Origin of the sequence: Paraburkholderia madseniana, assembly GCF_009690905.1 — a bacterium.
GTDB lineage: Bacteria > Pseudomonadota > Gammaproteobacteria > Burkholderiales > Burkholderiaceae > Paraburkholderia > Paraburkholderia madseniana.
Window position 1 is genome coordinate 16,375 of the sequence record NZ_VOSW01000005.1, and the last position, 12,923, is coordinate 29,297.

At 61.2% G+C, this 12,923-nt stretch carries 12 protein-coding genes; 2 read left to right on the top strand and 10 right to left on the bottom strand.

Features of this window, described 5'->3' with window-relative positions; all coding sequences use genetic code 11:
- Window positions 1–106 precede the first annotated feature (106 nt).
- The 10 genes from FSO04_RS03975 to FSO04_RS04010 all read right to left on the bottom strand — a co-directional run bounded on the left by FSO04_RS03975 (window position 107) and on the right by FSO04_RS04010 (window position 9,662).
- Window positions 107–1,234, bottom strand: coding sequence for a porin (locus FSO04_RS03975; RefSeq protein WP_168435560.1), 1,128 nt, complete (start codon window positions 1,232–1,234; stop codon window positions 107–109).
- 192 nt (window positions 1,235–1,426) lie between these two features.
- Window positions 1,427–1,558 carry a hypothetical protein gene (locus FSO04_RS48235; protein ID WP_266239662.1) on the bottom strand — a complete coding sequence of 44 codons (132 nt, stop codon included), beginning with the start codon at window positions 1,556–1,558 and terminating at the stop codon, window positions 1,427–1,429.
- Window positions 1,559–1,659: 101 nt separating this feature from the next.
- Window positions 1,660–2,673, bottom strand: coding sequence for an ABC transporter substrate-binding protein (locus tag FSO04_RS03980; RefSeq protein WP_154558469.1), 1,014 nt, complete (start codon window positions 2,671–2,673; stop codon window positions 1,660–1,662).
- 279 nt (window positions 2,674–2,952) lie between these two features.
- A complete protein-coding gene (locus FSO04_RS46255) occupies window positions 2,953–3,111 on the bottom strand; it encodes a hypothetical protein (protein ID WP_166618145.1) in 159 nt (52 codons plus the stop codon).
- Between the two features lie 148 nt (window positions 3,112–3,259).
- Window positions 3,260–3,829, bottom strand: coding sequence for a phasin family protein (locus FSO04_RS03985; protein ID WP_154558470.1), 570 nt, complete (start codon window positions 3,827–3,829; stop codon window positions 3,260–3,262).
- 104 nt (window positions 3,830–3,933) lie between these two features.
- Window positions 3,934–4,131, bottom strand: coding sequence for a hypothetical protein (locus FSO04_RS03990; RefSeq protein WP_154558471.1), 198 nt, complete (start codon window positions 4,129–4,131; stop codon window positions 3,934–3,936).
- A 576-nt stretch (window positions 4,132–4,707) separates the two neighbouring features.
- Window positions 4,708–5,814 (bottom strand): 4-oxalomesaconate tautomerase, encoded by a 1,107-nt coding sequence (locus tag FSO04_RS03995; RefSeq protein ID WP_154558472.1) that lies wholly within the window; start codon window positions 5,812–5,814, stop codon window positions 4,708–4,710.
- A gap of 15 nt (window positions 5,815–5,829) precedes the next feature.
- On the bottom strand, window positions 5,830–6,525 hold the full coding sequence (locus FSO04_RS04000) for a 4-carboxy-4-hydroxy-2-oxoadipate aldolase/oxaloacetate decarboxylase (protein ID WP_154558473.1): 696 nt from the start codon (window positions 6,523–6,525) through the stop codon (window positions 5,830–5,832).
- Window positions 6,522–7,250, bottom strand: a complete 729-nt coding sequence (locus FSO04_RS04005) for a PIG-L deacetylase family protein (protein WP_154558474.1) — start codon at window positions 7,248–7,250, stop codon at window positions 6,522–6,524. The genes FSO04_RS04000 and FSO04_RS04005 overlap by 4 nt, the downstream gene beginning before the upstream one ends.
- Before the next feature lie 240 nt (window positions 7,251–7,490).
- The gene (locus FSO04_RS04010) at window positions 7,491–9,662 is read right to left on the bottom strand and encodes a tetratricopeptide repeat protein (protein WP_154558475.1); all 2,172 of its coding nucleotides are present in this window, start codon (window positions 9,660–9,662) and stop codon (window positions 7,491–7,493) included.
- A gap of 274 nt (window positions 9,663–9,936) precedes the next feature.
- Here FSO04_RS04010 and FSO04_RS04015 point away from each other — a divergent pair, with 274 nt between their 5' ends.
- Both FSO04_RS04015 and FSO04_RS04020 read left to right on the top strand, forming a co-directional pair.
- The gene (locus FSO04_RS04015) at window positions 9,937–10,338 is read left to right on the top strand and encodes a DUF2946 domain-containing protein (RefSeq protein ID WP_154558476.1); all 402 of its coding nucleotides are present in this window, start codon (window positions 9,937–9,939) and stop codon (window positions 10,336–10,338) included.
- Between the two features lie 83 nt (window positions 10,339–10,421).
- Complete coding sequence (locus FSO04_RS04020; RefSeq protein ID WP_154558477.1) at window positions 10,422–12,800, top strand: TonB-dependent receptor; 2,379 nt, start codon at window positions 10,422–10,424, stop codon at window positions 12,798–12,800.
- The last annotated feature ends 123 nt before the right edge of the window (window positions 12,801–12,923 follow it).

Consider the following 12,923-nt stretch of genomic DNA (forward strand, 5'->3'; position numbering starts at 1 on the left):
TGTCTTCCTCGACCCGGTGAGCCAAAAAAAAGCGGCGGGTGGATAAGTCCGCCGCCGCTAGTAGGAGCACATCGATGAATGAATCAGCGCGAATCTGATTCCCGGATCAGAAGCGAGTGCGCACGCCCGTGGTCAGTTCGAGCTGGTTGGTCGCGCCGAAGGTGGATCCGACGGTGTAGCCGCCATGCAGCTTCATGTAGTCGCCGGCCAGATACACTTCAGTACGCTTGGACAGGTGATAGAACGCCGACCAGTACAGCGTTTCCTTGAAACCGTTGTGGAGGCCTGACGTCGGATCGAAAGCGCCGATGTTCGCGTTCGGAATATCGCCGTCGACGTTGTAAGCGGCGTTGTGCACGCGCATTTGCTGATAACCGAGTTCGTAGTCGAACGGACCCTTGGGCGACAGCTTGAGCGACGCCGTCCACGCATTGTCCTGACGCTGACCGAGCGCGCCCTGATTGCCCAGGTAACGGAAGTAACCCGCATTGGCGCGCAGAATACCGAACGTGTAGTTGCCGCCCACCGAGAACGTCTGGTTTGTAAAGCCAACGCGATTGACATGGCTATAGAAGCCAGACACGTCGAACACACCACCGTTGTACCCGAGCGCTGCCTGGTAGTTGGAGTTGGAGCCGAAACTCGTGGAGTTGCCGAATGCGTAGCCTGCGCTGGCGAAAATGCCATTGCTGAACAGTTTCTTCCATGCCACGCCATTGTTATAACGTGTGCCGGTCGCGCTGGCCGCGTAGAAAATCATCTGCTTGAAGTTATTCGAATTGGTCCAGCCGCCCTCTTCCGTCGTCAGGCGCGCCGAGCCGTACGGGTCGCCATAGATCGTCGATGCGTCGCGCGCGATCGTGTTCTGGAAACCTGCCGTGATCTTGCCGAACGTGTCGTTCTCGATACCCACCCATGCGTCACGGTCGAAGATCTGGCCCGGATCTTCCATCTGGCCGTTGGCGACAACGAATTCGCTCTCAAGGCGGAAAATGACCTTCGTTCCACCTCCGATGTCTTCCGCGCCCTTCAGGCCCCAGCGGCTGCCGCTGAACCACGGTTCGCCGTCGTTGCCCATACCAATGACATGATTGCCGTTCGCATCCGCGTGCGTCCGATAGGTGGGAAAGCTCAGGTCCATCAGGCCGTAAAGCTGGACGCTCGACTGTGCGTGCGCACCGGTTGCGGCGAAAGCGCCTGCCGTAACGGCCAAAGCCAGATACTTTTTCTTCACGATCGTCTCCTCTGATTACAACGTTGAAATTTTCGTTCTCGTCGACTGCGGTGACTGCCGCCCGAATATCCGGACAACGGCCCCGACTGCCGATGAGCGCAATCCTAGTTTTCTCAATCCTTCACGCAGCTTTCCCGTATCACCTGCACAACTAAGTGAATTCACTGATATACGTCGCTAATTCGGCGTTCGCTACGCGGTATCGATGCTGCACGGGATGGTGCCGACCCGCTTCAGCGTGGCAGGCCGTTCGGAGAAATAAAGCGGCACGCCACCGGCGTCGAACTCGATCACCGGCGCGTCTTTTGAAACAACGTGATTCATCGGGTAAAGCCGTGCAAGTCGCCGGCACCGCGAAGGCGGCGCCGGCGGCGCAACGAAATTGCGCTGCAACAAACAGGCAGCAGCGACCGGCAAGCGCCGGCTTATTTCGAACCGGTGAACTCGTTGGTGTAGGTTTTCGCCAGCTCGATATGCTTGCCTTTGACCGACGGGTTGAACGCCGACAGCACCTTCAGCACGGTCTCGGGACCGTCGGCCGGCATCTTGCCGTCCTTCGTAAACATGGGCAGCGACGCTTTCAACGCGCTCACGTAAAGCTGTTTGTCTTTCTGATAGTCGTCAGGCATTTTGGCTGCAATTTCTTCCGCGCTATGCGTGCTGATGAATTGCATCGTGCGAACGAACGCGTGCGCAAGCTTTGCTGCTTCCGCCTTGTGGGAATCGACCCATGCCGCCTGGACATAGAGGCTCGACGCCGGGTAGGTGCCGCCCAACGCCGCCTTCGTGCCTTCGACCGAACGCATGTCGACAAGCACCTTCGCGTCGCCGGATTTCTGCAAGGCCGAGACGGTCGGCTCGGTCGTCATGCCGGCGTCGATGCGACCTTGTTTGATCGCCGCGATGAAGCTGGCGTCAGCGCCCACCGGCAGCATCGTGTATTCCGTGGACTGGATGCCGTGCTGTCCGGCGAGGTATTGCGTAAGGAAGCTTGTTGAAGAACCCAGGCCAGTCACACCCAGCGTCTTGCCCTTCACGTCCGCCATCGATTTGACCGTTTCGGCCGCTTTGGTCGATACCATTTCGACCTCGCCCGGCACTTGCCCGAACACGACGATCGCCTTGACGTCCTTGCCCTTGGTTTGCAGATCGATCGTATGGTCATAGAAACCGACGACGGCCTGAACGGCGCCGGCCAGCAGTTCGTTTTCAGCGTCAACGCCGGCTGGCTGCGACAGAAGCTCGACATCGAGCCCTTCATCTTTGAAATAGCCGAGCTGTTCGGTCAGGCGCGCCGGCAAATAGATCAACTTCGTGATACCGCCGACCATGATCGTGATCTTCTCGCCGCCGGCGGCTATCGCTTGCTGCGACGCAAGACTGAACAGCAGGCCGGAAGCAACGGCGATATGGCGCAGCGTGCGAAAGCTAGGGGTCATCGATAGTCTCCGTTATTGTCCGGTGCGGCGGAATGCCGCCCGTCTGCATCGATGAGGCGATTCTAGGGGGCCGAATCCTTCTCGCTGCTTACACGGAGACCGAGGATCCGTACGGGATTTCCATGAGAGACGAGCACCAAAAAAAAAGCCAAGGCGGTGGAGCCTTGGCTTGGAGAATTCCGCGGATCGAGCGATCCGGCAGAATCCAGAGGTGCCTGCTGCGCCTTGGAACGCAGCAGCCCCCAGGTACGGCAACAACAGCCGGGCGAGCGCGAAAGCTCAATGCCGGGCTTTGCTCCAGTGCGGCCAGTAGTGGCGGTGATCCAGATGTCTAAGCCGCTTGCGACGCATCTGCTCCCGGTAATAATGAGCGGCGACGAACACAGGTGCCATCGCCAGCACGAACGAACCCATAACGATTCCCACTGCTTCACTCATCGCGACCTCCATTGCAGAACTAGCGAACAGGTGACCACACCACTTTCAGTCCACGAATTGGACACTGGAATTCGTGATCCCAGCATCCATAAGCAATCCTTCATATGGGCCAGAGACCTCAACACGGGCATTGCTGCCCGCGTCAGTTCTATCGCTTCGCGCCCGCGACTACGGGAGCCTGCTCTGAGTTGCTGCGCACGGCCTTCGATGCCGTGGCTGTGACTGCATCAAAATTACTCTCGACGGCATGCACGGCCTGCTGCCCCGTTTTCTGCAGCGTTTCATACAGGGTCGTGGTGGCGGCAATCGCGGATTTCCACGCGGCGATCGCTGCTTCGGAGCCGGTGGGAGCATGCTTCGCCGCTTCTTCTACGAGTGCCTGCACGCGATCGTTGTACCGCTCGTAGTGCGTCTGTGCGAGTTGCGTAACTTCAGCCTGAGTGGTCGATGCGATCTCGAACACTTGCTTGCCGTATGACAGCGATTTTTCCGCGAAGGGTCCGGTGAAACCGGCTTGCAGCGAGAACCATTGCGGCGGCTCCGTCGTGCCGGACGCCTTCGCCATGTTTTCCTGCGTCTCGGCCAGCGTGGCCCTGACGGCCTGCAGGTTCAGCGCGACCAGTTTTTCGACGCCTTCAAAGATCTTTCCGGCCACCCCGAAGAACGCGTCGACATTGGCCTTCTGTGCAGCAACCTGCTCGGGACTCAATAGAGCCATGATTGAATTCCTCAAAGTTCGGTCCGGCGCGCGAAGCCCCGATCAGACGGGTGTGATGCGGCGGATCGCGATGGTGAATAAATCGAAACGGGTGTCGCAGATGCCTAGCGCATCCGGGCAACCGCCTTGAGAATGGAATCGCCTTCGCTTGTGATCCGGGGACGCGAACGTCCTGACGCGAGGTTTTCCAGTGATATGAGTTGCCGCTCGAGTAGGGCGTCGAGCTCGGCGCGGTCCAGTTCGATCTGATCCGGCGCGTTCTTGATGAGCATTAAGGTAGCGAATTCATGGGGACTCAGCATATCGTCTCCTCGATTTAGTCTATCTGCACGGGAAGCATTAATTACCCCTCCAGCGTGAATGCCCGGCAAATATTCCTGCCGTCTCCGCAAAGCGATCGTTCGAGAAATCGCATCGGGGAGACGCCATCATAACCGCTCAATTTTCAAATGCAATATGCGGGATGCGTTTTATCAAAGCGGCTGTTTTGTCTGCTGAATACTTCCGCATCGCGTGGTCGCGCCTTGCTCCCGACAACACCGCCCCACCCCCGTGGATACCGGCCTGGCATGGCCGATAGGTTGATCCCGTCAACCCGCCGATGTTTGAATCGAAGGTTTAATTAACATTATCGATTCACCGTGATTTCATGGAGCCTGTTTATATTTGAATATTGTATTTATAGACCGGCACTTTATCGCGGCGACCATCCATACCGCGACATTGCGAAATATTTATTACAGCGCGCATCAATTTTAAAAATAGCCGGAATTTCAATCAGCGCGAAGGCCTCTGACTTATTTATCGGGTTGAACTCCACAACCCGCAATACCGCTAACCGCGCAGAAACCAACGGAGGCGATTCGCCTGAAGTCCGCTCAGGTCCGTGCCGGCCAGACTGCCGAAGGAATGCCGACTGCTCCGTCGAATAGCCACCTCGCTGTGCGCAACAGCGCCGCGCTCAGCACTTCAGGCTGGCCGGGGCTTCCGCCGAGAACGAGTTCCACCGTAAACTCGCCTGTCGGGTGCTCCACCGACACGCGTTTTCGCATGCCGTCAGCGTCCACATCGGCTAGGCCCTCGCAGACCGTACCCGGCAGCACCGCGGCCGTGGCCACGCTCACCGCACCGAGTACACCGATCGACGCGTGGCAGCGATGCGGAATAAAGCTGCGCGTACTGATCGTGCCGCCCTGGCGAGGCGCCGCCACCAGACACATCTTCGGGACCGTGCGCGCGCCCACATCGCCGAGATTCATCATCGGTCCCACCGCAAGCCGGATCTTTTCGATGCGCGCTTTCAGTTCTTCATCCGCGTCGAGTTGCTCGCGCGTTTCGTAGCCGGTTCGCCCGAGATCGCGCGCTCGCATGAGCACGAGGGGCATGCCGTTGTCGATGCACGTCACGTCGATACCGTCGACCGTATCCTTGAGATGCCCCGTAGGCAGCAGCGTGCCGCAGGTGGAACCAGCCGTGTCCCGGAACTCGAGCGGAATGGGCGCTGCGAGGCCTGGCACGCCGTCAATGCGGGCATCGCCTTCGTAGGTGACCTGGCGTCCCGGCGTGCTGACCGTCGCTACCGCGATCTGCCCGGTGTTGACCATGTGAATCGCGACCCGTGTGCTGCCATCGCGCGCATCCACGAGACCGCGTTCGATCGCAAACGGGCCGACGCCCGCGAGAATGTTGCCGCAGTTCTGTCCGAGATCGACCCGCGCCTCGTTCACGACGACTTGTGCAAACAGATAGTCGACGTCGGCATCGTCGCGTGTGGAGGACGAGATGATCGCCACCTTGCTCGTCAACGGATCGGCGCCGCCAATACCGTCGATCTGACGCGGATCAGGCGAACCCATCACGGCAAGCAGAACACGGTCTCGCTCAGCGGGATCGGCCGGCAAATCCGACGCCATGAAATAGGCGCCTTTCGACGTGCCGCCGCGCATCATCATGCACGGAATACGCGTTTGTGCGCGACTGGGCATGACCTCGCCTCTCCGTCAAAGATCTTCGGCCGAGGCGACGTAGCGCAGGCCTTTTTGCGCGAGCTTCTCGCGCATCGCGTAGTAGTCGAGACCGAGCGCGCCGCCGGCCAGCGCAGCACGTGTCTTTTCCTCCTTCGCCATGCGCGCTTGCGACGCTTGCGCGACACTCGCCACGGTATCGAGCGGTACGACGACCACGCCGTCATCATCCGCAACGATGACATCGCCGGGATTCACGATCTGCTGCGCGCATACCACCGGAATATTCACCGAACCGAGCTTTTCCTTGACCGTGCCTTGCGCGGACACGGCCTTCGACCAGACTGGGAATTTCATTTCCCTGAGCGAGGCGACATCGCGACATCCCGCGTCGATGATCAGTCCGCGCACGCCGCGCGCCGCGAGCGAGGTCGCCAGCAGGTCGCCGAAGTAGCCGTCCTCGCAGGGAGAAGTCGGCGCCACGACGAGAACGTCACCCTCCCGGCATTGCTCGACGGCAACATGCAGCATCCAGTTGTCCGACGGCGGCACCAGCACCGTCACCGCCGACCCCGCGATAGCCGGCCCCGAGTAGATCGGCCGCATGTAGGACGCAAGCAGGCCGAGACGGCTCTGCGCCTCGTGAACGGTGGCGGCGCCCGCATGCTGCAGCACGGCCACGTCGCGCGGATCGGCGCGGCGGATAGTCGTCACCACGACGCCCCGCTTCATGCCAGATCTCCCGTCACGGCCGGCGTGATGCGCTGATAGCCTTCCGCGTACTGAATATTGCGCGTGGCCGTGATGCCGATATTGCGCTTGGCCTGCACGCCGCGTTGCAAGGCGACCCGCGTGTAGTACTCCCACAGGTGCTCCTGGCCGGCCATGCACTCGATCGCGCGGCGTTTGGTGTCCCAGACCTCGGTGATATCGAGGAACGTATTGGGCATCCATTCGCATTGTTCCGTCTGATGCGGTTCGAACGCGTAGACGGGCGGCGCACCGACCACCTTCTGCCCGGGATTGTGACCTTCGGCCTGGGCGATGATCCGCGCTTCCTGCGCCACGTGCATGGCGAGCGGATGATCGAAGTTGTATGGGTCTTTCTGCGAATGACTCAACACGAACGCCGGCTGCAGCTCGCGATACACATCGACGAGGCGCATCAGGGCCTCGTCCGACACGCGCAATGGGTAATCGCCGAGGTCGAAAAAATCGACTTCCGCACCGAGGATGTCCGCGGCCCGCTCGGCCTCCTCCCTGCGCGCCGCCTTGACCTTCCCGATCGTCATTTCGCCCTTGCGCCAGAGTTTGGCCGACTCTCCGCGCTCGCCGAAAGAAAGACACACGACCTTCGTACGGTATCCGTTTTTTTTGTGGAGAGCGATTGCGCCACCTGCTCGCCACACGAAATCGGCGCTATGCGCGCTCACCACCAACATCGCCTTGTCTGCCATTTTCAACCCGCCAGTGTTCACTATGTGATGGGCACTATTGTAGGATTCGAAGGTGGCGAGGAAGCACCTAAAGGAGCGTGCAATGCTATCTAATCTGTTTATCGGAATGTATCGGAACCGCGCTGGCCCGGCATTTTTCCGTCAGAATGGGGCAGGAAGATTTCTTGACCCACATCCACCCGGACGCACACCGTTTCTATGAAAAACTCGGCTTCGTTGCAAGCCACGAGGGTTACAAGATCATTTTCTGGTGCTGCAGAGTTCGCCAGCCTTCTCAGCGGAAAACCGCTCCGCACACGCCCGCCGCACCCTCTCGACCGTCACGGACCAGCCTTCGCCCGCTGCCCGGCGGAACAGCCGCAGCGTGTGCGGATACCACGGCGAATCGTTGCGCTCGTGCATCCAGCGCCAGTCGATGTCTTTCTCCGGCAGCATCACCCAGCACGGTTTGCCCAGCGACGCAGCCAGATGCGCCGTGGACGTGTCCACGCAGATCACCAGATCGAGTTGCTCGATGATCGCGGCGCTGTCCGCGAAATCGTTCACCGCCGAGCCGAGTTCGAGCAGCGGTTGACCGGCCGGCGGGTTTTGCGCCTCATCCTCGCCCTGGCCTTTTTGCAGGCTGACGAAGCTCAGACCCGGCACGCTCCAGAGCGGCGCGAGCGTGGCCAACGTTGGAATCGACCGGTTTGCATCGTTATGGTGTTTCGCATTGCCTTTCCAGACCAGCCCAACCTTGCGGCCGGGCGGCAGGGTCTCGAGTATCGGCCGCCACTTTTCGACCAGCGACGGCTCAGCCGCAAGACGAACCGCGCGCGGAATCATGTCCACCGTCGTACGCAAGTGGAGCGGCGCGCTCAACAGGCTCGTCCAGCAGTCGTATGTCGATGCGGCTACGCCGGCCAACGCCGTATCGTGATCGAGCACGGCATCGACGCCGTCCACCGTAGCCATCAGCCGGTGCAAGGCAGGCGCACACGCAAAGGCGATATGCCCGGCCCCTTGCGCCTTGAGCAAAGCGAAATAGCGGCTGAATTGAACCATGTCGCCGAGTCCGTCTTCCTGCCAGACCAGCAAGGACTTGCCGGCGAGCGTGTCGCCTTGCCACTGCGGACAGCTCAACATGGCGCGCGTCTTGTGATGCACGAAACCCGGCTGTTCATAGCGGCACTCATATAACCGCCAACCCTCTTCAAAGCGGCCCATGCCGAGCACCAGCACAGCCAGACCGAACCGGGCGTCGCCGTAATCGGGGCGTAGAGCGAGCGCCCGCAGGTAAGCGGCTTCGGCTTCCGGCAGCCGCTTGAGTTGCGCCAGCGCGGTCCCGACGTTGTAGTGAGCCTCGGCCAGATCGGGACGGAGCGCGAGCGCTTGTGCGAAGGCCTCGACCGCCTCCGGCAAACGGTCGAGCTGACGAAGCACGCAGCCCAGGTTGTTGTGCGCGTGAACGATGTCGGGCCGGCAGCGAATCGCCTCGCGATAAGCCATTTCGGCCTCGGGCAGACGCTCCAGGCTGGATAGCGCGAGGCCGAGGTTGTAGTGCGCCTCGGCATAGTCCGGGCGATGCGCGATTGCCTCCCGGTACGCCGCTTCAGCCTCCGGCAGACGCTTGAGATCCGCCAGCACCGCACCGAGGTTGAGGTGCGCCTCCGCGTAATCCGGGCGAATCGCCAGCGCGAGCCGGCAAGCCAGCTCGGCCTCGGGTAGGCGGTACGTCGCCTTCAGCACACCACCGAGGTTATTGAGCGCTTCGGGATACTGGGGCTTGATGGTCAGCGCCTGCCGGTACGCGGCGTCCGCCTCGGCAACGCGGTCGAGTTCCATCAGCACGTTGCCCAGGTTGTTGTGCGCCTCGGCGTGTTCCGGCAGCCCGACCAGCGCCTCGCGATAGGCCACTTCCGCCTCATGCAGGCGGCGCAGTTCGTGCAATACGATAGCCCGGTTGTAGTGCGCCTCCGCGTAGTCGGGGCGGATCGCGACCGCCTGACGATACGACGCCTCCGCCTCGTCCCTGTAGCCCATCCCGTAGAGCACGGTGCCGAGATTGTTGTGCGCGTCGGCCTGGCCGGGACGCAACGCGACCAGTTGCCGATAGACCGCCTTGGCTGCCGACAGGCGGCCGTGCGATTTGAGCAGCATGCCGAGACTGCTGTACACCTCGGCATAGTCGGGTTTTGCGCGCAGACACTGGCGCCAGTAGGTTTCCGCGTCGGACAGGTTGCCCATGCCGTACCAGCAGGCGCCGGCAATATTCAACGCGTCGGCCCGCGCGTCTTCCGCCACCTCGTCGTGCGGTTCGAGGATCGGCTTCACCAACGACCAGGCATCGGCGAATTGCCCGTTTTTGCAGAGCAATGCCGCCTGCTGATTGATGTCGGCTATCGAGGAGGCGCGCGTCTGCGTGGCGGTCATGAGTCGTGGTTACTGGTTGCGGTGGCGGTCGGGCCGGGTCAATCGTGTTTTGTGCACCCTGTCCGGCGTTTCGCGTTTCTGCGCGTCCACGCAGGGGGGCGAAGCGCTGACAGGGAGAGCGGAACATTTACCACGCAGCTTAAGGGAAACGGTCAGGCTGTAACGCCCCGAAATGAGCGGGATTCGCCCTTCTAATCCAATGCTATAAACGGAATCACACGAGAAAAGACCGTGTGGCAGTGCTAGAATCGCCCGCGTCGTTACGTTCACCACCATGACTCCACGCTCCCATAACCGCATGACCGCATGGCTTGGCCTGATCGCCATGTGGCTTGTCGTGTTCGCGCCGGTCGTGAGTCAGATGCTGGTATCGAACCGCGCGAACGAGCCCTTCGCGGCGCTCTGTTCGGCGCTACAGCCGGCCAATCAGAGCCTGGTGAGCCAATCTACGCAGGCCAACCCGGCGCCTGTCCATCTCAGCCATGACGACGCCTTCGGCGCATGCGGCTACTGCCACCTGCTCCAGCATCACGTCGCCATGCCGAGCGTCGCAGCCGTCGAACCGCCGCCCGCGCTCGCGCTTGCCGGCACTGTGCCGCCCGCCCTCTCCACCCGCTTCACGCCGCTCGGCGCGTTTCCGTCCGGACGCCCAAGAGGCCCGCCCGCCGTTTCCTGATCGCTGTTGTTCCTGATCGCGCATCTTGTCGCACCCGTTGAGGGGGCGCGCGATCGCCTGTTCAATGCATCAAGGAAACGTTCATGCTCAACTTCGCTCTGCGAAGGCTGCCCTTTTGCGCCCGCCGCGGCGCCCGGCGCATTCCATCCGGCCGGCGGCCGCTGTCGTATTTTCCGGCGTATTTTTCTGCGTTAGTTCCGGCGTTCGCGCCGGCATTTATCGCCTCCCCGGCTCACGCGGATAGCGCGCCCGCCGACGCCACGCTGCCTGCTGTTAGCGTCACCGCCAATGCCGTCGCCGCCCCGCGCGCCGTGGACCCTAACCTGCCGGCTTCGGTCGAGACCGTGACGCGCGAACAGTTCGACAACTGGAACGTCGTCAACACCGAAGACGTGTTGAAGTACATGCCGAACCTTGCCGTGCGCAAGCGCTTTATCGGCGATCTGAACTCGATCATCGCCGTACGCGGCACCAGCAATACGCAGAGCGCACGCGGCCTCGTCTACGCGGACGGCCTGCTGCTCAGCAATCTGCTCGGCAACAGTTATTCGTTTCCGCCGCGCTGGTCGATGGTGTTTCCCGACGAGATCCAGCAGGTCGACGTGATCTACGGGCCGTTTTCCGCGCTCTATCCGGGCAATTCGCTAGGCGCCACGGTACTCATCAGCACCCGCATGCCGAAGAAGTTCGAAGCCGACGCGGACGTCAAAGTCTTCACCCAGCACTTCAGCCTGTTCGGTGTGAATCAGAATTTCAACGGCAGCGAGGCGAGCGCGTCGATCGGCGACCGGATCGGGAAGTTCTCGTATCGGTTGGGCGTGAATCACCTTGAGAACACGAGCCAGCCGCTGCAATTCGCCACGCTGGCGAAGTCGAGTACGCCCGCGAAGGCCGGCGACACGCCGGTGACCGGCGCTTACTTCTACAACAACCAGACCAACACGCCGACCGCGGTGCTCGGCGTGAACGGCGAAGGAATCGAACACACGGTGCAGGACCAGTTCAAGCTGAAGATGCAGTACGACTTCACGCCGACACTGCAGGCCGCCTTCACGCTCGGCTACTGGCACCAGACCTATAACAGCACGACGTCGAGTTTCCTGCGCGACGCGAACGGCAACCCGGTATACAGCGGCAGGGTCGCGATCGGCGGCTACGAGTACACGATTCCGGCTGCCGCTCTCGCCCCGAGTCTCGGCCACAGCGAGAACTGGCTATACGGGCTCACGCTGAAAACCCGCAACGCCACCGGCTGGAACGGCGAAGCGATCGCTTCGTACTACGACGTCGGCAATAGCGTGGCGCGCACCGCGAATTCGGGTGCATCGGGCAACGGCCCCGGCACGGTGATCTTTGGCGACGGTACCGGCTGGAAAACGCTCGATCTGCGCACCACCTACACACCCGTCACGCCGCAAGCAGGCTTGACGAGTCACGCGCTGAGCTTCGGCTATCACTACGACAACTACTTCCTCGACAACGAGAGCTACAACACGCTGAACTGGCGCGACGGCGCGGCGACGTCGTTTGCCAATGCATTCAAGGGCAAGACGCAGACCCAAGCACTGTACGCACAGGATGCATGGCACTTTCTGCCGCGCTGGAAGCTGGTCTACGGCGTACGGTACGAAGACTGGCAAGCCTATGGCGGCTCGCAGGCGCTGCCCGGCAAAGCCTTTCCGTACAGCGACGCGAACCAGCATCATTTTTCGCCGAAAGCCTCGTTGTCGTTCGATGTCACCGACGATCTGAGCTTGCGCGCATCGATTGGCCGCGCCCATCGGTTTCCGACGGTGGGCGAGATGTTCCAGGGGCAAATCAACGGCTCGTCGGTCATCAACAACAATCCGAATCTGAAGCCCGAAGACGATCTCTCGAAGGAGTTGACCGCTGAATGGGCTCACTGGAATGGCGTGTTCCGTTTCTCGCTGTTTCAGGACGACGTGAAGAACACGATCTTCAGTCAGACCGATACGACGGTGATTCCGAACGTGACGAATTTCCAGAACATCGGCAAGGTGCGCTCGCGTGGCGTCGAAACCAGCTACTCAGGACAGGATGTATTCGTGCGCGGTCTCGATCTGCTGGCGAGCGTGGCGTACACGCAGTCGAAGATCATCGCGAATGCGCAGAACCCGGCGACCGTCGGCAAGTACTTCTATCGGATTCCGCTGTGGCGCGCGAATCTCGCCGCGACGTATCACATCGACGAACGTGCGGCGCTCACGCTCGCCGCGCGCTACTCCGGCCGCGAATACAACACGCTCACCAATACCGACACGAATCCCGATGTATTCGGCGGCACCAGTTCGTACACGGTGGCGGACGCGAAGTTCACGTTCAAGCCGACCAAATTGAGTGAAGTCGGCATCGGCGTCGACAACCTGTTTGACGCGCGCTATTTCGTCTATCACCCGTATCCGGGCCGCACGTTCTACGTCGAAGCGAAGTTGCGTATGTGAACACGCGATTGGCATGCGCGGTTTGCGCTCGCCCGGTACTCGACGTGCTCGTCTTGTACTCGACGCGCTCGCGAGTTGCAAACCAGCGCATGCATCGCTGCGCAAACCGATCGACCCATTTTT

Excerpts from the sequence above, each read along its gene's own strand:
- FSO04_RS48235 (WP_266239662.1), bottom strand. The coding sequence starts at position 1,558 with ATGAATCACGTTGTTTCAAAAGACGCGCCGGTGATCGAGTTCGACGCC.
- FSO04_RS03980 (WP_154558469.1), bottom strand. The coding sequence starts at position 2,673 with ATGACCCCTAGCTTTCGCACGCTGCGCCATATCGCCGTTGCTTCCGGC.
- FSO04_RS46255 (WP_166618145.1), bottom strand. The coding sequence starts at position 3,111 with ATGAGTGAAGCAGTGGGAATCGTTATGGGTTCGTTCGTGCTGGCGATG.
- FSO04_RS03985 (WP_154558470.1), bottom strand. The coding sequence starts at position 3,829 with ATGGCTCTATTGAGTCCCGAGCAGGTTGCTGCACAGAAGGCCAATGTC.
- FSO04_RS03990 (WP_154558471.1), bottom strand. The coding sequence starts at position 4,131 with ATGCTGAGTCCCCATGAATTCGCTACCTTAATGCTCATCAAGAACGCG.
- FSO04_RS03995 (WP_154558472.1), bottom strand. The coding sequence starts at position 5,814 with ATGCCCAGTCGCGCACAAACGCGTATTCCGTGCATGATGATGCGCGGC.
- FSO04_RS04000 (WP_154558473.1), bottom strand. The coding sequence starts at position 6,525 with ATGAAGCGGGGCGTCGTGGTGACGACTATCCGCCGCGCCGATCCGCGC.
- FSO04_RS04005 (WP_154558474.1), bottom strand. The coding sequence starts at position 7,250 with ATGGCAGACAAGGCGATGTTGGTGGTGAGCGCGCATAGCGCCGATTTC.
- FSO04_RS04010 (WP_154558475.1), bottom strand. The coding sequence starts at position 9,662 with ATGACCGCCACGCAGACGCGCGCCTCCTCGATAGCCGACATCAATCAG.
- FSO04_RS04015 (WP_154558476.1), top strand. The coding sequence starts at position 9,937 with ATGACTCCACGCTCCCATAACCGCATGACCGCATGGCTTGGCCTGATC.
- FSO04_RS04020 (WP_154558477.1), top strand. The coding sequence starts at position 10,422 with ATGCTCAACTTCGCTCTGCGAAGGCTGCCCTTTTGCGCCCGCCGCGGC.